The sequence below is a fragment of the Streptomyces sp. NPDC002467 genome (assembly GCF_042889825.1).
In the GTDB taxonomy this organism is placed as follows: Bacteria; Actinomycetota; Actinomycetes; order Streptomycetales; family Streptomycetaceae; genus Streptomyces.
The window spans coordinates 45,711-63,527 of record NZ_JBIARJ010000032.1; the positions used below are offsets into that span (position 1 = coordinate 45,711).

General features: G+C 72.9%; 14 protein-coding genes. 3 read left to right on the forward strand and 11 right to left on the reverse strand.

What is annotated here, in order from left to right; all coding sequences use genetic code 11:
* Positions 1–14 precede the first annotated feature (14 nt).
* Positions 15–1,280 (reverse strand): ATP-binding protein, encoded by a 1,266-nt coding sequence (locus ACFYYJ_RS39195; RefSeq protein WP_385132756.1) that lies wholly within the window; start codon positions 1,278–1,280, stop codon positions 15–17.
* A 13-nt stretch (positions 1,281–1,293) separates the two neighbouring features.
* The gene (locus tag ACFYYJ_RS39200) at positions 1,294–1,971 is read right to left on the reverse strand and encodes a response regulator transcription factor (RefSeq protein WP_215035026.1); all 678 of its coding nucleotides are present in this window, start codon (positions 1,969–1,971) and stop codon (positions 1,294–1,296) included.
* Between the two features lie 486 nt (positions 1,972–2,457).
* On the opposite strand from ACFYYJ_RS39200, the gene ACFYYJ_RS39205 reads away from it, so the two are divergent.
* Positions 2,458–3,954: a peptide MFS transporter gene (locus tag ACFYYJ_RS39205; protein ID WP_385132753.1), complete on the forward strand. Its 1,497-nt coding sequence runs from the start codon at positions 2,458–2,460 to the stop codon at positions 3,952–3,954.
* Between the two features lie 95 nt (positions 3,955–4,049).
* Here ACFYYJ_RS39205 and ACFYYJ_RS39210 read toward each other — a convergent pair whose 3' ends face one another.
* From ACFYYJ_RS39210 to hutU, 8 genes are all read right to left on the reverse strand, one after another.
* Positions 4,050–5,369 (reverse strand): hypothetical protein, encoded by a 1,320-nt coding sequence (locus ACFYYJ_RS39210; protein ID WP_389139422.1) that lies wholly within the window; start codon positions 5,367–5,369, stop codon positions 4,050–4,052.
* 14 nt (positions 5,370–5,383) lie between these two features.
* Positions 5,384–6,571 (reverse strand): hypothetical protein, encoded by a 1,188-nt coding sequence (locus tag ACFYYJ_RS39215; RefSeq protein WP_389139424.1) that lies wholly within the window; start codon positions 6,569–6,571, stop codon positions 5,384–5,386.
* Positions 6,568–7,563, reverse strand: coding sequence for a hypothetical protein (locus ACFYYJ_RS39220; protein ID WP_389139426.1), 996 nt, complete (start codon positions 7,561–7,563; stop codon positions 6,568–6,570). The genes ACFYYJ_RS39215 and ACFYYJ_RS39220 overlap by 4 nt, the downstream gene beginning before the upstream one ends.
* Positions 7,564–7,579: 16 nt before the next feature.
* Positions 7,580–8,275 carry an LPXTG cell wall anchor domain-containing protein gene (locus tag ACFYYJ_RS39225; RefSeq protein ID WP_385132742.1) on the reverse strand — a complete coding sequence of 232 codons (696 nt, stop codon included), beginning with the start codon at positions 8,273–8,275 and terminating at the stop codon, positions 7,580–7,582.
* Positions 8,276–8,395: 120 nt separating this feature from the next.
* A complete protein-coding gene (hutI, locus tag ACFYYJ_RS39230; RefSeq protein WP_389139428.1) occupies positions 8,396–9,571 on the reverse strand; it encodes an imidazolonepropionase in 1,176 nt (391 codons plus the stop codon).
* 242 nt (positions 9,572–9,813) lie between these two features.
* The gene (locus tag ACFYYJ_RS39235) at positions 9,814–11,151 is read right to left on the reverse strand and encodes a formimidoylglutamate deiminase (RefSeq protein ID WP_389139430.1); all 1,338 of its coding nucleotides are present in this window, start codon (positions 11,149–11,151) and stop codon (positions 9,814–9,816) included.
* Entirely contained in the window at positions 11,148–12,338 is a 1,191-nt protein-coding gene (locus ACFYYJ_RS39240) for an allantoate amidohydrolase (protein ID WP_385132767.1), read from the reverse strand. Before ACFYYJ_RS39240 ends, ACFYYJ_RS39235 begins: the two co-directional genes overlap by 4 nt.
* 107 nt (positions 12,339–12,445) lie before the next feature.
* Entirely contained in the window at positions 12,446–14,110 is a 1,665-nt protein-coding gene (gene hutU, locus ACFYYJ_RS39245; protein ID WP_385132733.1) for a urocanate hydratase, read from the reverse strand.
* Positions 14,111–14,205: 95 nt separating this feature from the next.
* Between hutU and ACFYYJ_RS39250 the strand changes: the two genes are divergently transcribed.
* Positions 14,206–15,519, forward strand: coding sequence for a diaminopimelate decarboxylase (locus tag ACFYYJ_RS39250; protein ID WP_389139433.1), 1,314 nt, complete (start codon positions 14,206–14,208; stop codon positions 15,517–15,519).
* 453 nt (positions 15,520–15,972) lie between these two features.
* Here ACFYYJ_RS39250 and ACFYYJ_RS39255 read toward each other — a convergent pair whose 3' ends face one another.
* The gene (locus tag ACFYYJ_RS39255) at positions 15,973–16,818 is read right to left on the reverse strand and encodes a MurR/RpiR family transcriptional regulator (protein ID WP_385133318.1); all 846 of its coding nucleotides are present in this window, start codon (positions 16,816–16,818) and stop codon (positions 15,973–15,975) included.
* A gap of 140 nt (positions 16,819–16,958) precedes the next feature.
* Between ACFYYJ_RS39255 and ACFYYJ_RS39260 the strand changes: the two genes are divergently transcribed.
* Positions 16,959–17,327, forward strand: a complete 369-nt coding sequence (locus ACFYYJ_RS39260; protein WP_385133321.1) for a hypothetical protein — start codon at positions 16,959–16,961, stop codon at positions 17,325–17,327.
* The last annotated feature ends 490 nt before the right edge of the window (positions 17,328–17,817 follow it).

Sequence of the window (17,817 nt, forward strand, 5' to 3'; positions counted from 1 at the left end):
GGCCGGGCGACGGCCTAGCGGACCGTGGCCTCGGGTTCGGGGCGCTTCGGTGACGTACGGCTGAGGAAGAGCGCGAAGACCGCCGGCTGTGCCTGGAGCAGTTCGAGGCGGCCGCCGTCGGCCTCCGCGAGGTCCCGGGCGACCGCGAGGCCGATCCCGGTGGAGTTGCGGCCGCTGATGGTCCGCTCGAAGATCCGGTTGCCGAGGTCCGGCGGGACCCCGGGGCCCTCGTCCGTGACCTCCAGCACCGCCTGGTTGCCGATGACCCGGGTACGCAGCGCGACCGTTCCGCCACCGTGCATGAGGGCGTTCTCCACGAGGGTCGCCAGGACCTGCGCGACCGCGCCCGGGGTGCCGACGGCCCGTACGCCCTGCTTGCCGGAGCGCACGATGGCCCGGCCGGCGCTGCGGTAGGCCGGCCGCCACTCCTCCACCTGCTGCTTGACGACCTCGTCCAGGTCGAAGGGGACCGCGGAGCCCGTACGCGGGTCCCGCGAGTTCGTGAGCAGCCGCTGCACGACGTCCGTGAGCCGCTCCACCTGGGTGAGGGCGATCGACGCCTCCTCCCGGACGGTCTCCAGGTCGTCGGTGACGGTGATCTCCTCCAGCCGCATCGACAGGGCCGTGAGCGGGGTGCGCAGCTGGTGCGAGGCGTCGGCGGCCAGGCGCCGCTCGGCGGTCAGCATCCGGCCGATCCGTTCGGCGCTGGAGTCCAGCACGTCCGCGACCCGGTCCAGCTCGGGCACTCCGTACCGCTTGTGCCGGGGTCTGGGGTCGCCCGAGCCGAGGCGTTCGGCGGTCTCGGCGAGGTCGGTGAGCGGGGAGGTGAGCCGGTTCGCCTGCCGTACGGCGAGCAGTACGGCCGCCACGACGGCGAGCAGCGCCACCGCGCCGACCACGGCCAGGGTCCGCCCGACCTCCTTGGTCACGGTGGAGCGGGAGGCCTCGACGACGACCGTCTCGCCCTGCTCGCCGCGCGCGGTGCCGCGGACGACCTTGTCGGGGATCCGGTCGCCGACCTCCACGGTCGGCGAGCCGGGGACGGAGATCCGGGCGTGGTCGCCCACGTCGAGCTGCTCGCCGAGCGCCTCGGCGTCGACGGGCTTCTTCTCCAGTGCGTTGGCCTCGACGATGTTCAGCAGGCGCAGGGCCTCGGACTCGATCCGGTCCTGGGCGCTGTTGGTGATCGTCCGGGTCTCCACGATCACCAGGGAGACCCCGAAGACGGCGATCACGACGAGCACCACGGCGAGCGTGGAGTTGATCAGGCGGCGGCGCATGACTCAGTACGTACTAGCTCTTCTCGAAACGGAAGCCGACGCCCCGGACGGTGGCGATGTAGCGGGGGTTCGCCGCGTCGTCGCCGAGCTTCTTGCGCAGCCAGGAGATGTGCATGTCGAGGGTCTTGGTGGAGGACCACCAGGTGGTGTCCCAGACCTCGCGCATCAGCTGGTCGCGGGTGACGACCCGGCCCGCGTCGCGGACCAGGACCCGCAGCAGGTCGAATTCCTTGGCGGTGAGCTGGAGCTCCTCCTCCCCCATCCACGCGCGGTGCGATTCCACGTCGATCCGCACGCCGTGGGTGGCGGGGGGCTGGGAGGCCTCGTTGGCGCCGCGCCGGAGCAGGGCCCGGACCCGGGCCAGCAGCTCGGCGAGCCGGAAGGGCTTGGTGACGTAGTCGTCGGCGCCGGCGTCGAGGCCGACCACCGTGTCCACCTCGTCGGCCCGGGCGGTGAGGACCAGGATCGGGAAGCCGTGGCCCTCGGCACGCAGCCGGCGGGCCACTTCCAGGCCGTCCATTCCGGGCAGGCCCAGGTCCAGGACGACGAGGTCGACGCCTCCCTGCAGTCCCGCGTCCAGGGCGGTGGGGCCGTCCTCCCGGACCTCGACCTCGTACCCCTCCCGGCGCAGGGCGCGGGCCAGGGGTTCCGAGATGGATGCGTCGTCCTCGGCGAGCAGTACACGCGTCATGTGGGTGATGGTAGTCCGCGGTGAGTCAATCCAGGGGCCTGCCGTCACACCCCTGCCGAACTGGCCTTATGGACTACTACCGACCTTCGAATGTGCGTGATCGGTTCCCGGCTGACCTGTGATCCATATCTCAAGTCCTTTCATATGCCCCAGTGTCGTGTCGTATGGTGGCGAGACGCCTGATGCACTATCTCAGGGACCTTTGTGCCAAAAACTGCCAAAGGTCTCTATTTCTGTCCTGACCGGACAGGCAGTCTTGTGTGACTCACCTGTCCGGGCTTGATGACAGTGAATGACCTATGGGCCGGGCCCGACGCGCGAAGGTGCGCGAGCGGGCGTGGATCCCGGTTACGGATGTTCCCTTCGCCCCCACCAGGGGTGAGACCCCTGGGCGTGGGGTGGGGGATCCGCCGCCGGTGCCGGCACCCGTCCCGGGCGCTGTTCCGCTCACGAAGCGAAGCGTCCCGAGCAAGCAAGGATCGACCCATGGCTTCCAGCCTGACGAGGAACTCGGCGGACACCTCCACCGAGAAGACCTTCCTCGGCCACCCCAGCGGCCTCGCCTTCCTCTTCATGACGGAGATGTGGGAGCGCTACAGCTTCTACGGCATGCGCGCGCTGCTCGTCCTCTACCTGGCCACCAACGTGGCCGACGGTGGTCTGGGGATGAACGACGCGACCGCGGTCGCGATCTACTCCGTCTACAACGCCATGGTCTACCTGCTCGCCCTCCCGGGCGGCTGGCTCGGTGACCGTGTGTGGGGTGCCCGCAAGGCCGTGGCCGTCGCCGGTGTCGTGATCATGACCGGTCACTTCCTGCTGGCGGTGCCCTCGTCCGTCTCGTTCTTCATCGGCCTGGCGCTGATCGCCGCCGGTTCGGGCGTGCTGAAGGCCAACATCTCCACGATGGTCGGCCAGCTCTACCGCGACAAGAACGACCCGCGCCGTGACGGCGGCTTCACGATCTTCTACATGGGCATCAACCTCGGTGCCTTCGTCGCGCCGCTGACCATCGGCTACGTCGGCCAGGAGATCAACTGGCACCTCGGCTTCGCCATGGCCGGTGTCGGCATGGCCCTGGGTCTCGGTTTCTACTTCTTCGGCTTCCGCCACCTCAACCCGGTCTCGAACACCGTTCCGAGCCCGCTGAGCGCCGCCGAGAAGTCCTCGGTCGTCAAGAAGGGCCTGATCTGGCTCGGCGTCGCCGCCGTCGCCTACGCGGGCATCGGCCTGGCCGGCATCTTCACGATCAACTACGCGCTGTGGCCGCTGACCATCGCCGGTCTGATCCTGCCCGCCTGGGCGATCCTGCGGATCAAGCGCGACAAGGACCTCTCCACGGTCGAGCGGTCCCGCATGTCGGCGTACGTCTGGTTCTTCGCGGCCGCCGCGATCTTCTGGGCGATCTACGACCAGACCGGCTCCACGCTGTCCCTGTTCGCGAAGGACAGCACGGACAGCACGCTGTTCGGCTTCAACTTCCCGGAGAGCTGGTTCCAGTCGCTGAACCCGCTGTTCGTGATGGCGCTCGCCCCGCTCTTCGCGATGCTGTGGGTGGCCCTCGCCAAGCGCTCCAAGGAGCCGACGACCCTCGCCAAGTTCTCCTTCGCGCTGGTCATGATCGGCATCTCCTTCGGCGTCATGATGGTCGCCCAGGGCCTGGCCGGCGGCGACGCCAAGGTCAGCCCGATGTGGCTGGTCGGCGTGTACTTCATCCAGACCGTCGGTGAGCTCACCCTCTCCCCGGTCGGCCTGTCGCTGACCACCAAGCTGGCGCCGCAGAAGTACGCCTCCCAGATGATGGGCGTCTTCTTCCTCGCGGTCACCGCCGGTGACTCGGCCATCGCGCTGCTCCAGCTGATCGGCGCCCCGACGGACACCCAGGGCTGGTTCGCCTCCCAGGGCATCCTCGCCGTCCTCGCCGGCATCGCGATCTACATGTACCGCAAGAAGGTCCAGCCGCTCATGGGTGGCGTGCACTGACGCACTCCCCGTAACGGCTCTCCGTAACGGAGAACGGCCCGGCACACCGGAAGGTGTGCCGGGCCGTCGCGTTTCCTGCGCGTGCTCGGTACCGACTAGCGGGTGCCGCGCAGGCGGCGCCACGGGGTGAAGGTGAACACCGCGCCGCCGAGGAGGATCACGGTGCCGGCGACCAGGGCGAGGGCCTTGATGCCGCCCTCGTCCTCGGCGCCGGTCTCGGCGAGGCCTCCGGAGGCGGAGCCGCCGGTGCCGCCCGTCGTCGCGGGAGAGCCGGAGCCGCCCGGCTGGGCGGTGGTGTCCAGCTCCAGGGAGACGCCGGTGCTGGTCGCCTTGCAGGGGACGTTGAGCGGTGCGGAACCCGCGACCATCGTGACGTCGATCGACATGTCGGCGGGGCTGAGGGTGACCTTGCCCGTCTTGCCGGGCTTGTAGGTGCCCGTCATGTCGCTCAGGCTGACGCCGGCCCCCTGGGCGATGGCGTCGGCGTTGGCCGGGCCGGTGACGTTGACCATGCCGCTGTCGGCGCCGCCGAGCTTGATCTGCATCGAGGGCTTGAGCGCGCCCTTGGGCAGGGGCACCGGGGCCTTCATCGCGTCCTTGGCCGTCTTGACCGTCAGGTCGAAGTTCCCGCCGTTCTTCTTGGCGCTGACGGTGACCGGGGTGGTGATGCCCCCGGGGACGGTCTCACCGCAGTCGAACTTCACGTCGACGGGCTTGCCGGGGAAGTCGGTCTGGCCGCCGGAGCCACCGGTGGCACCGCCCGCGTTCGAGCCACCGCCGGTCGTGGCACCGCCGGTCGTCGCTCCACCGGTCGTCGCTCCACCGGTGGTGGCACCGCCGGTCGTCGCTCCGCCGGTCGTGGCGCCTCCGGTCGTCGTGCCGCCGCTGGAGCCGGCCGACACGTCGATGGTGGCGCCGACGCCCACGTCACCGGTCGGCGCGCACTTGGTGACGAAGGTGCCGAAGGGGAAGGTGACGGCCACGTCGTACTTGCCGGGCGTCAGGGTGATCTTCCCTGCCTTGGTCAGCTTGAGCTTGCCCTTCATCGCCGACATCTGCATGGGCGCCTTCTTGGGGATCGGCGGGTTCACCTTGTCCCCGACGACCTTCAGCTCGCCCATCCCGCTGCCCAGCGTGATCCAGCCGGTGGGCTGGACCGAGTCCTTCGGGATGTCCATCAGGTCCGTGTTGTTAGAGGCCGGCTTGACGGTCTCCCACACCACGTCGACCTCGTCACCGACCTTCGCCGTGGCCGGCGCCGTGACCTTGGCGGTGGTCTCGCCCTCGACCGGGCTGCCACCCCCGGCCGGCGGTACGCACTTGACCTTGAACGTGGTATCCGCGGCCTGGGCGGGGGAAGCCGCGATGGCGATACCCGCGCCGCCGAGCAGCAGCGCGACCACTGCCGCGCTCACCCTCCGTCGGTTCTTCACGCTTGTCCCTTCGTCGTCGAACGGTTCTCAGACGGTGCGGACGTCTGTGGTGCTGTCTCCGGCGTGCTGTCCGGGGTGAACCACGGCAGGACCGCCGTGGGGGTCTGGGAGGAGTCCGTCTCGGGCTCGGCGGTCGCCCGCGCCGGTCCCCGCAGCGCCGCGATCCTGGGCAGGCGGGTCGTCACGGCCGAGGCGGACTCGGGCGGCGCGCCCCGGTGCCGGCCACCCGCGGGGGTCTCGCGCGGGCGGACCTTGTCGACGACTGCCATGCCGACGCGGAACAGCGCGGCCGGGATCACCAGCAGGAGCAGGCCCCAGAAGAGCAGCACCCCGTACGGGCGGTCCACGCCCCACGGCTGGGTGGCGACCACGGTCTCGCCGTACTTGAGGGAGACCGTGTAGTCCCCGTAGGCGCCGGCCGTCAGGGACACGTCCAGGGCGATCTCCGCCTTGCCGCCCGGCGGGATCGTCCCCTTCCAGCGGGCCTCCTCCCACAGCGGCGCGAACACGCCGTGCGAGGTGCCGAGCTGGAAGACCGGGTCCTTGACCGCGGCCGAGCCGAGGTTGCCGACGGTGACCTTGAACTTCCGGGTGGGCGGGGCGCCGAACCAGGTCAGCACCCCGTCCTCGCCCTCCAGCCGGACCCCGGTGAGCATGGCGAGGCGGGCCGTCCCCGACTCGGCGGGCAGCTCGGCCACCTCGTGGTCCGTGATCTTCAGGGGGACGGCCACGGTGGACTGGTCACCGTTGACGGAGGTCACGTTGACGACGCAGGGACAGGGCTTGGGCGGGGCCACCACGGGCAGCTTGGCGGTGAAGTGCCCGTCGTCGGCCACCGAGACCGCGGCGCCGTCGGCGTTGGCGCAGCTGTTGGTACCGCCGATCATGTTCTGGCCGCAGACCAGCAGCATCACCAGCGACTTGGCGCGCCAGCCGGTGCCGGTGACGGTGAGCTCGGTGCCCTTGGCGGCCTCCTGGAGCGAGAGCGCCACACCCGGTTTGGGGTCCTCGGCGGCGGTGGCCGGGGCCGCCGGGAGCAGCGCGAGGGCGCACGCGGCCAGTGCCGCCGCCAGTACGCGTCCGCGGAGCAGGGCACGGGTGTACGACGGGCCCCGCGGGCCGGGCTGGACTTCGCGGGCACGACCGAGGAGCACACGGATCGTGCCACCGGCGTTGGGGCTCACCTGGCTGCTCCCGTCAGTTCGTGATCGTGTTCCGGTTCGGGTTCGGGTACGGGCGTCGCGTCGACCGGCGGGTCCTGCCCGGCGCGCCGTCGATCGCGTACGAGGTACAGCGCGGCCGCGGTCGTCCCGCCGAGGGCGACCAAGGCGCCGCCGAGCCATCCCGCGAGCCGCCAGGGCACGAACCACGCCGAGCCGGCGCCGGTGGCGCGGGCGCCGCCGGGTGCGGTGACGGTGAGGGTGAGGCGGACCCGGTCGAAGACGGGCGCGCCGGGCCACGGCTCGGTCAGCCTGGCCCGCTGCCCCGGCAGGAGTTCCACCGGCAGGGTGCGGGCGCCGCGCCCCTCGACCTCGCCGAAGGTGCCCGCGGCGCTGATCGACAGCTCGGGGGCGAGGCCCACGTTGCCCCGGTTGACCAGGGTGTACGCGATGACGGCGGCCGCGCCCTCGCCGCGTACGGAGACGTCCTCCACGGTGAGGGCGGCCAGGGTGGGGCCGCCGACCCGCAGGTGGACCCGTACGCCCACCTCGTGGCCGCCTTCGGCCGCGACCACGGCGGCGGGGTGGTCGCCGGGCGGGGACGCGGGCGGCACGGTCACGGTGAACGGCACCACGGCGCGGGTGCGGGGCGGGATCTTCACGGTGGCCGCGCCGCCGAAGCTGATCCAGGACCCGGCGTCGGCGGACTCCTGGGCGGACCGCACGGCGAAGGCGCCGTCCGCCGTGTTGTAGGCGTCGGCCCCGCGCAGGGTGACGGTGCGTTCCGTGTCGGTGGTGTTGGTGAGGGCGAGCCGGTCCTCCAGCACCGTGCCGGCGGTGCCCGCGAGGTAGAAGTACGGACGGGCACCCCCGGGCGCCGCGGCGGCCGTTCCGGCGGCGGGCTCGGCCGTCCAGCCGGGCTCGTCGGCCGCCGCCGGGTGCGCGGGGGCCGCGTACAGCGCGGCGGCCGTCAGGAACAGGACGCCTGCGCGCTTGAGGGTGTGGAGCACGGGCATGGCCGGGGCGCTCCGTTCAGGACCGGGCCTGCCGACCGCGCCGGGTCAGCCAGAGCACGCCCACGGCGCCGCTGAGCAGCACGGTGCCGCCGAGGGTGCCCAGTGCGAGGGCGGAGTCGGTGGGGCCGGTCTGCGGGAGGGTGTCCCCGGAGCCGCCTGATCCGGAGCCGCCGGACTGCGTGCCGCCGCCACCGCCGGCGGCGGCCGTGACGTCCAGTTCCAGGGAGGGCTTGGGGCTGTTGCCCGGGGTGCACGTGGTCGTGGTCCCCAGCGCCTTGATGGTCAGGACCCCGGCGGTGAAGTTGACCTTGCCGCTCTTCTTGGGCTTGTAGGTGCCCGAGAGGTCGGTGATCTTGATGGGGGTGTTGGCGGGGATGGCCTCGGGGTTGGACGCCCCGGAGACCGGCACGGAGGCCTTCTCCGCGCCCTCGACGAGGATGACGGCGCTGGGGCTCATCGCGCCCTTGCCGAGCTCGACGGGGCTGGAGGAGACGCCCTTCTGGAAGGACATCGTGAGCTTGTAGCCGTCGCCTTCCTTCACGGCCTTGATGTCGATGGGCGAAACCGCCGACTTGTCCCCGATCGGGGTCTTGCAGTCGTAGGCCACGTCGATGACGGCGGCCTGCGCCGCGGGGGCGGCCAGCAGGACCGCCGATCCGGCTGCCAGCGCGGAGGCCAGCGCGAGCGCGGTGGAGCGTTTCCGGTCGGACACCTTCGTCTTCCCCTCGAACCTTGGGCCACAAGTTACTGACGACACATCAGATTGGTGGCTCAAGGTACGCCGGGGGTCCAACAGAGGGAAGACAAAGGGCCGTCCGGAATTGACTGCTCGTCAGTGGGCGCGGACACCCCTCTGCCACACGGCGGAAACCAGCGGGACACCGGGCCGGTAGGCCAGGTGGACATGGCTCGGGGCGTCCAGGAGCGCCAGGTCCGCGCGCGCCCCGGGGGCGACCGTCCCGATGTCGGTACGGCGCAGGGCGCGGGCGCCGCCGGCGGTCGCGGACCACAGGGCCTCGTCCGGGGTCATCCGCATGTCGCGCACGGCGAGCGCGATGCAGAACGGCATCGAACTCGTGTAGGAGGAGCCCGGGTTGCAGTCGGTGGACAGCGCGACGGTCGCACCCGCGTCGATCAGGCGACGGGCGTCGGGCCACTGGGCGCGGGTGGAGAACTCGGCGCCGGGCAGGAGGGTGGCGACGGTGGTGTCCGCGGCCTGCGCGAGGGCGTCCACGTCGGCGTCGGTGAGGTGGGTGCAGTGGTCGGCGGAGGCGGCCTCCAGCTCCACGGCGAGCTGCACGCCGGGGCCGTAGGAGAGCTGGTTGGCGTGCACGCGCGGGATCAGCCCGGCGGCGGCGCCGGCGGTGAGGATCGCGCGGGCCTGGTCCCCGTCGAAGGCGCCCTTCTCGCAGAAGACGTCCACCCAGCGGGCGTACGGGGCGCAGGCCTCCAGCATCTCGCCGGTGACCAGGTCCACGTATCCGGCCGGGTCGTCGGCGTAGTCCGGGGAGACGATGTGCGCACCGAGGTAGGTGACCTCCTCGGTGTGCGCGGCGGCGATCCGCAGGGCACGGGCCTCGTCGGCGACGGTGAGGCCGTAGCCGGACTTGGTCTCGAAGGTGGTGGTGCCCTGGCGGCGGGCCTCGTCGAGGTGGCGCAGCAGGTTGGCTTCGAGCTCGGCGTCGGTGGCGGCGCGGGTGGCGGCGACGGTGGTGCGGATGCCGCCGGCGGCGTAGCTGCTGCCGGACATGCGGGCGTTGAACTCGGCGGTGCGGTCGCCCGCGAAGACGAGGTGCGAGTGGGAGTCGACGAAGCCGGGGATGACGGCGCGGCCGTGCGCGTTGAACGCGGCGTCGGCGGCGGGGGCCTTGTCGGCGGGGCCGACCCAGGCGATCTTGTCGTCCTCGATGACGACGGCGGCGTCCCGGATCAGTCCGAGGGGGCCTTCGCCTAGCGCGGGGTCGTTGGTGACGAGGCTGCCGATGTTGGTGATTGCGGTGGTGGTCATGATTCCTCGTGGTCGTCGAGTCGTTTCGTTCCCCCACCCCGCCCTTTCTCCGTTTCCCGGCGCTCCGCCCCGGACCCCGCGCCTCAAACGCCGGCGGGGCTGGAATCGCCCTGTGGGCAATCCAGCCCCGCCGGGCGGGATTTCCAGCCCGTCCGGCGTTTGAGGACCGGGGGTCCGGGGGCGGAGCCCCCGGTTTCGGGAAGGGGCGGGGTGGGGGAATGCCCCGCGCAGCGGTGGCTCGGTCAGGTGCGGAGGGCCGCGATGGTTTCGGCCAGGGCGGACGGGACGTCCGGGACCAGGGTGTGCGCCCCGTCGCGGACCACGTGCCGGCCGCCCACCACCGTGTGGCGGACATCGGCGGCCGTGGCCGCGAAGACGGCCGTCTCCGCGCCGAGGCGGGGCACCGGACCGGCCGTCCGTACCGAGTCCAGGGCGATCGTCGTGAAGTCGGCGAGCGCGCCCACCGCCAAGGTGCCCGCGTCCGACCAGCCCAGCGCCGCGTGCCCGTCCGCCGAAGCCGCCCGCAGCAGCGCCGCCGCCGTCCAGTGGCCGCGCGTACGGCTCGCCAGCCGCTCGTTGAGCTCCATCGCCCGCGCCTCTTCCAGCAGGTCGATCACCGCGTGGCTGTCGCTGCCGAGCGACAGCGGGCTGCCGGCCCGCTGGAGGCGGACCGCCGGGCCGATGCCGTCCGCGAGGTCGCGTTCGGTGGTCGGGCACATGCAGGTGCCGGTGGTGGTGCCGCCGAGGAGCGCGATGTCCCCGTCCGTGAGGTGCGTGTTGTGGACGCCCGTGGTCCGCGCGCCCAGCACGCCGTGGTCGGCGAGGAGCTGCGTCGGGGTGCGGCCGTGGGCGGCCTGGCAGGCGTCGTTCTCCGCGGTCTGCTCGGAAAGGTGCACGTGCAGCGGCGCCCGCCGCTCCTGCGCCCACGCCGCCACCGTGGCCAACTGCCCCGCCGGGACGGCCCGTACGGAGTGGATCGCGGCGCCGATCAGCGCGTGGTCCCTGGGCTTCAGCCCGCCGACCCGCTCCGCCCACGCCTCGGCGGTGCCGTCGGAGAAGCGCAGCTGGTGCTGGTTGGGCGCCTCGCCGAAGCCCGCCGACAGGTACGCCGTGTCCAGGAGGGTGATGCGGATGCCCGCCTCCGCGGCGGCCGCGATCAGGGCCTCCCCCATCGCGTTGGGGTCGGCGTACGCGACGCCGCCGGGCGCGTGGTGGACGTAGTGGAACTCGCCGACCGCCGTGATGCCGGCCAGCGCCATCTCCGCGTACACGGCCCGCGCGAGCGCGAAGTACGAGTCGGGGGTGAGGTTCTGGGCGACGGAGTACATGACCTCGCGCCAGGTCCAGAAGGTGCCGGAGCCGACCTGGACCGTGCCGCGCAGGGCCCGGTGGAAGGCGTGGGAGTGCGCGTTGGCCAGCCCGGGGAGGGTGAGGCCGCGCAGGACCTCCGCGCCCGGGGGCGGGGTCGCGACCCCGGTCCGGACGGCGGCGATCCGCCCGTCGGCGGATACGTCCAGGGCCACGCCCGGCTCGACGAGGGTGTCGAGCCAGGCGTGTTCCAGCCAGTACGTCTTCGTCACCGGCACGCGAGTCCTTCCAGTACGTCGGCGAGGGCGAGGACGCCGGCCACGCAGTCGTCCTCGGCGGCGAACTCCCGCGGGGAGTGGGAGACGCCGGTCGGGTTCCGTACGAACAGCATCGCGGTCGGGACGGCCGCGGAGAGGATCCCCGCGTCGTGTCCCGCGCCCGTGCCGAGGACGGGGACGGACCCGCCCAGGATCCGGTTCATCTCGTCGCGCAGGGCGTGCTCGAACTCGACGACCGGGGTGAAGGACTCCCGGACGATGCCGAGGTCGATGCCGTCGCGGTCCGCGTGCTCGCGGGCCGCCTTCTCGATGGCGGTGACCACCGTGTCGAGGGTGGCCTGGTCGGCCGCCCGGGAGTCGAGCCAGCCGCGCACCAGGGACGGGATGGCGTTGACCCCGTTGGGTTCGACCGCGATCTTCCCGAAGGTGGCGACGGCCCCGGCGAGGGCCGCCTCGGTGCGGGCGGCCAGCACGGTCGCCGCGTACGTCAGCATCGGGTCGCGGCGGTCCACGAGCCGGGTGGTTCCGGCGTGGTTGGCCTCGCCGCGGAAGTCGAACCGCCAGCGGCCGTGCGGCCAGATCGCGGAGGCGATGCCTACCCGGTCGCCGGACAGGTCCAGGGCGCGGCCCTGTTCCACGTGCAGCTCGACGAACGCGCCGATGCGTGCCAGGCGTTCGGGGTCGGCCCCGATGGCGTCGGGGTCGTACCCGGCGGCCTCCATGGCCTGGGGCAGGCTGACGCCGTCGGCGTCGCGGAGCTCGTACGCCTTCTCCTTGGTCAGCTGCCCGGCGGTGAGGCGGGAGCCGACGCAGGCGAGGCCGAAGCGGGCGCCTTCCTCGTCACCGAAGTTGGTGATGGCCAGCGGCCTGGAGAACTCCGCGCCCCTCCTGCGGAGTTCGTCCAGGGCCGCGAAGGAGGACACCACGCCGAGGGGGCCGTCGAAGGCCCCGCCGTCGGGGACGGAGTCCAGGTGCGAGCCGGTGACCACGGCGTCCCCCGCGAGGGGGTCGCCGAGCCAGGCCCACTGGTTGCCGTTGCGGTCGGTCTCGTAGGTGAGCCCGCGCGCCTCCGCCTGCGCCTGGAACCAGGTCCGGCAGTCGGCGTCGGCACCGGTCCACGCGTGGCGGCGGTACCCGCCGGACTCCGCGTGGCGGCCGATGGGTGCGAGCTCCGCCCACATGCTGTGGAAGCCGGCGCCCCCGGGGCCGTTCCCGGGCCCGTCGGCGTTCGAGGCGCGGGGGTCCGGGGGCAGAGCCCCCGGCAGCGGCGCCGCACCCGGACTCGGTGTCACGCGGAGTCACCCTCCCGCATCGGCACACGGACACCGCGCTCGTCCGCGACGGTCTCGGCGATGTCGTAGCCCGCGTCGACGTGGCGGATGACACCCATGCCCGGGTCGTTGGTGAGGACGCGGCGGATCTTCTCGCCGGCCAGCGCGGTGCCGTCGGCGACCGTGACCTGACCCGCGTGGATGGAGCGGCCCATGCCGACGCCGCCGCCGTGGTGGATGGAGACCCAGGAGGCACCGGAGGCCACGTTGACCATGGCGTTGAGCAGCGGCCAGTCGGCGATCGCGTCGGAGCCGTCCAGCATGGCCTCGGTCTCGCGGTACGGGGAGGCCACCGAACCGCAGTCGAGGTGGTCGCGACCGATGGCCAGCGGCGCGGCCAGCGTGCCGTCCGCCACCATCTCGTTGAAGCGCTCGCCGGCCTTGTCGCGCTCGCCGTAGCCGAGCCAGCAGATGCGCGCGGGCAGGCCCTGGAAGTGGACGCGCTCGCCCGCCATCTTGATCCAGCGGTGCAGGGACTCGTTCTCCGGGAAGAGCTCCAGCATCGCCTTGTCGGTCTTGTGGATGTCCGAGGCCTCGCCCGACAGCGCCGCCCAGCGGAAGGGGCCCTTGCCCTCGCAGAACAGCGGGCGGATGTAGGCCGGGACGAAGCCGGGGAAGGCGAAGGCGCGGTCGTAGCCGGCCAGCTGGGCCTCGCCGCGGATGGAGTTGCCGTAGTCGAAGACCTCGGCGCCGGCGTCCATGAAGCCGACCATGGCCTCGACGTGCTTGGCCATGGACTCGCGGGCGCGGGTGGTGAAGCCGGCCGGGTCCTTGGCCGCGTAGGAGGCCATGTCGTCGAAGTCGACGCCCACCGGCAGGTAGGCGAGCGGATCGTGCGCCGACGTCTGGTCGGTCACGATGTCGATCGGGGCGCCCTCGGCCAGCATCTGCGGGAGCAGCTCGGCGGCGTTGCCGAGCAGGCCGATGGAGAGCGGCTTGCGGGCGTCGCGCGCCTCGACCGCGAGCTGCAGCGCGTGGCGGAGGTTGTCGGCCTTCACGTCCAGGTAGCGGTGCTCGATGCGGCGCTCGATGGCGCGCGGGTCGACGTCGATGCAGATGGCGACGCCGTCGTTCATCGTCACGGCCAGCGGCTGGGCGCCGCCCATGCCGCCGAGGCCGGCGGTGAGGGTGATGGTGCCGGCCAGGGTGCCGCCGAACTTCTTGGCCGCGACGGCGGCGAAGGTCTCGTACGTGCCCTGGAGGATGCCCTGGGTGCCGATGTAGATCCACGAACCGGCGGTCATCTGGCCGTACATGGTCAGGCCGAGGTGCTCCAGGCGGCGGAACTCCTCCCAGTTGGCCCAGTCGCCGACCAGGTTGGAGTTGGCGAGCAGGACGCGCGGGGCCCATTCGTGGGTCTGCATCACGCCGACCGGGCGGCCGGACTGGACGAGCATCGTCTCGTCCTGCTTGAGGGTCTGCAGGGTGCGGACCATCGCGTCGTACGAGCGCCAGTCGCGGGCGGCCTTGCCGGTGCCGCCGTAGACGACGAGCTTGTCGGGGTGCTCGGCGACCTCGGGGTCGAGGTTGTTCTGGAGCATCCGCAGCGCGGCTTCCTGCTGCCATCCCAGGGCGCTGAGCTCGGTGCCTCGCGCGGCACGTACGGGGCGGGGTCCTGACATGGCGTTGCCTCCTCCGATGTTGGTAAATCCATTCACATACTCTCGTCCTGAATAGATTCAGTCAACAGCTGCGGCCCGTCCCTTCGGATGATGGGATGACGGGCATGGACAGGGACGTGGTCGTACGAGCCGCCGTCGAACAGGGCCTCCTGGACTCCGAGCCGGTGGCCTGCCTACTGGACATCGCCGGGATCAGGGCCTCCGCCACCGCTCTGACCAGCGCCTTCGCCGCCGCACTGCCGGCCGGGACCCCCGTCCTGCACGCCTTCGCCGTCAAGGCCGCCCCGCTGGTGCCCGTACTGCGGCTGCTCGCCGACACCGGGCTCGGCTGCGAGGTCGCCAGCCCCGGCGAACTGGCACTGGCCCGGGCGGCCGGGCTCCCCGCCGGACGGATCGTGCTGGACTCGCCCGCCAAGACCACCGGCGAGCTGCGCGAGGCCCTGGCCCTGGGCATCGCCGTCAACGCCGACAACCGCCAGGAGCTCCAGCGCCTGGACGCACTCATCGCCACCCGCCCCACCGCGTCCCCGATCGGGATCCGGATCAACCCCCAGACCGGCGCGGGCACCATCGACGCGCTGTCCACGGCCACGGCGACCTCGAAGTTCGGCATCGCCCTGCGCGACCCGGGCGCGCGCGAGTGGCTCGTGCGGGCCTACCTCGACCGCCCGTGGCTCACGCGGCTGCACACCCACTCGGGCTCGCAGGGCGTCCCCCTGCCGCTGATCGCCGAGGGCGTGCGCGCACTGCACGCCCTCGCCGAGGAGATCAACACGGCGGCCGGGCGCCGCCAGGTCGACACGCTCGACATCGGCGGGGGCCTGCCGGTGAACTTCGCCTCGGACGAGACGGCCCCGACGTACGAGGAGTACGTCACCGCCCTGCGCGGGGCGGCCCCACGGCTCTTCGACGGCTCGTACGGGCTCGTCACGGAGTTCGGCCGGTCCCTGCTGGCCAAGAACGGCCTGGTCCTGGCGCGGGTCGAGTACACCAAGACCAGCGGGGGCCGCGAGATCGCCCTCACCCACGCGGGGGTCCAGCTGGCGACCCGCACCGCCTACGCGCCCGCCTCCTGGCCGGTGCGGATCGTGCCGTACGACGCGAAGGGCGCGCCGAAGGGCGGGGATCCGGTGGCGCAGGACGTCGCCGGGCCCGCGTGCTTCGCCGGCGACCTCCTGGCCGCGGCCCGGGAACTCCCGCCGCTCGCCCCGGGTGACGTCATCGCGGTCCCGGACACGGGGGCGTACTTCTTCACCGCGCACTACGGCTACAACAGCCTGCCGCGCCCGTCCGTACACGGCTTCGCCGAGACCCCGGCGGGGATCCGCTTCTCCCTGGCCCGGCCGGCGCAAACCCCCGCGGAGCTCATCGCGGAAGCGGGCGGCGCCCACGGGGACGCCCTGCTCTGACGGACCCCCCCCGCCGGACCGGCACCCCGCCCTGCCGGGGCCCGGTGCTCGGCGGGGCGGCGCCACTCGGCACCCCCGCGCCGTCGGGGTCGGGTGTGCGGCGGGGCGCCCCCGCAGGGCGTCGAACGAAACCCGCTCGTCTTGCCGGTGCCGCACCATGTTCGACGCCCGAGGAGGTGCCCCGGCGCGCGCCCGACCCCGACGGCCCACCCTGCGGCCCGCCCCCGGCCGGGGTGCCGCTGCGCGGAGCCGGTCCCCTACCCGCCCTTCCACCGTTCCCCGGGGCTCCACCCCGGACCCCGGTCCTCAAACGCCGGACGGGCTTGATGGTGCCGCCGGGCAAGTCCAGCCCCGCCGGCGATTGAGGCGCGGGCGGGGAGCGCCGTAGGGGTGACGGGCGGACGATCCAGCCCCGCCGGCGTTTGAGGCGCGGGGTGCGGGGCGGAGCCCCGGTCAGTCCACGAACAGGCCCCGCGCAGCGGCCCGCGCGTCAAACGCCTCCAGCCGCGCCTGCGCATCCGGCAACGCGTCCGCCATAGCCTCCAGCAGCACCCGCCCCAGCAGCATCGGCGCACACGCAGTGTCGAACGCCAGGCCGGTGCCCACCGGGGCCGGGATCAGCAGGTCCGAGTGGCCCGCCACCGGGGCGAAGGCCGAGTCGGCGACGGTCACCACCGTCAGGCCCGCCCGCCGCGAGCGCTCCAGCGTGTCCACGACCTCCCGGGGATGCCTCGGCAGCGCGAAGCAGAGCAGCGTGCTCGCCCCGGCGGCCACGGCCGCGTCGATGCGGTCGTCCATCATCGACCCGCCCTCGTCGAGGAGCCGTACGTCCGGATGCACCTTGGCCGCGAAGTACGCGAACCCCCGCGCTTGCGAGGACGCCGCCCGCAGCCCCAGCACCGGCAGCGGCGTCGACGCGGCGAGCAGCCGTCCCGCCTCCTGGACCGGCGAGGGATCGGCGAGCATCGCCGACAGCCGGCGCAGGTTCTCGATCTCCCCCTGCACGGCCTGCTGGTACTCGTTGTACGCGTCCTCGTCCCCGGCGGCCGTCCGCTCCACGGGCGGCGCCACCTCGCGCAGGTGACGCCGCAGCGCCGGATACCCGTCGAAGCCGAGCGCCACCGCGAACCGGGTCACGGACGGCTGGCTCACCCCGGCCAGCTCGGCGAGTTCCACGCTCGACAGGAACGGCACCTCCGCGGCCCCGCGCACCATGCAGTGCGCGATCCTCCGCTGGGTCGGCGTCAGCCGGTGCCCCTCGAACAGCTTCTGCAGCCGCGCTGCCGGGCTGTCACTCATGCCGCCCCCTCCGTCCCGGTGAGATATTCAGTCACGGAGCACTCTGCATGCGGTTATGCACGCGGGCAAGCCGTGCCCGGAATCCGGATACGGGGGCCAGCCCCAGTGCGCGGGCCCGGAGCCCTTCCTAGCGTGGGGACATGGACGCACACGGCCAAGAGCTGAAGAAGGAACTCGACGCCACCCTGGACGCCCGGCGCGAGCTGGGGCCGGAGTACGAGGCCGCGCTGGTGGACTCGTTCGTCGAGAAGGTCGACACCCAGGTCCGGCGCCGGCTGGCGGAGGAGCGCCTCCTGGCCGCGCGCGGCGACGGCCCGACCGCCGCCCTCGGGGACGGGAACTTCGGCGAACGCTTCGGCTTCGCCATCGTCACGCTGGTACTGGCGATCCCGCTGTCGGCGATCGCCGCCGCGCAGGCGCATCTGCCGGGGCTGCTGGTGGCCTGGGGCGGCATCGTGGGCGTCAACTTCATCCACGCGTCCAAGAGCCTGCGCCGCCGGACCGAGTAGGCGGGGACCGCCGCACCCCGGTTGCCCGGGGGCGGGACGACGGCGGTCCCCGCGAAGGACACGGGCCGGGTCAGGGCCGTCCGCGTCCGTGGCGTCCACGCGGTCCGGGAGCCGCTCCGGAGGTGCGTTCGCGCCGTTCGGTGGCGCCGGCCGGCCCGGTCTCCCGGGACTTCCCCGCCGACGACCACCACTGTGCCGGAGCCGTGTTAAGCCGGTGCTGCCGCCACGTGTCGTACCCGTACCGATTCCGAGACTTCCCCGCACCCCGCCCTGCCGGGGCCCGGTGCTCGGCGGGGCGGCGCCACTCGGCACCCCCGCGCCGTCGGGGCCGGGTGTGCGGCGGGGCGCCCCCGCAGAACGTCCAACGCCGGTGCCCAGCGGGGTCGGCCCCCTGCCACCCCCGCGCCGTCGGGGTCGGGTGTGCGGCGGGGCGCCCCCGCAGGGCGTCGAACGCAACCACGTTCTGCATGTCCGCTGCCGCTCCCCGTTC

What these genes read in the sequence shown, in the direction of transcription:
- ACFYYJ_RS39195 (WP_385132756.1), bottom strand. Translation starts at nt 1,280, where the DNA reads ATGCGCCGCCGCCTGATCAACTCCACGCTCGCCGTGGTGCTCGTCGTG.
- ACFYYJ_RS39200 (WP_215035026.1), bottom strand. Translation starts at nt 1,971, where the DNA reads ATGACGCGTGTACTGCTCGCCGAGGACGACGCATCCATCTCGGAACCC.
- ACFYYJ_RS39205 (WP_385132753.1), top strand. Translation starts at nt 2,458, where the DNA reads ATGGCTTCCAGCCTGACGAGGAACTCGGCGGACACCTCCACCGAGAAG.
- ACFYYJ_RS39220 (WP_389139426.1), bottom strand. Translation starts at nt 7,563, where the DNA reads ATGCCCGTGCTCCACACCCTCAAGCGCGCAGGCGTCCTGTTCCTGACG.
- hutI (WP_389139428.1), bottom strand. Translation starts at nt 9,571, where the DNA reads ATGACCACCACCGCAATCACCAACATCGGCAGCCTCGTCACCAACGAC.
- ACFYYJ_RS39240 (WP_385132767.1), bottom strand. Translation starts at nt 12,338, where the DNA reads ATGTGGGCGGAGCTCGCACCCATCGGCCGCCACGCGGAGTCCGGCGGG.
- hutU (WP_385132733.1), bottom strand. Translation starts at nt 14,110, where the DNA reads ATGTCAGGACCCCGCCCCGTACGTGCCGCGCGAGGCACCGAGCTCAGC.
- ACFYYJ_RS39250 (WP_389139433.1), top strand. Translation starts at nt 14,206, where the DNA reads ATGACGGGCATGGACAGGGACGTGGTCGTACGAGCCGCCGTCGAACAG.
- ACFYYJ_RS39255 (WP_385133318.1), bottom strand. Translation starts at nt 16,818, where the DNA reads ATGAGTGACAGCCCGGCAGCGCGGCTGCAGAAGCTGTTCGAGGGGCAC.
- ACFYYJ_RS39260 (WP_385133321.1), top strand. Translation starts at nt 16,959, where the DNA reads ATGGACGCACACGGCCAAGAGCTGAAGAAGGAACTCGACGCCACCCTG.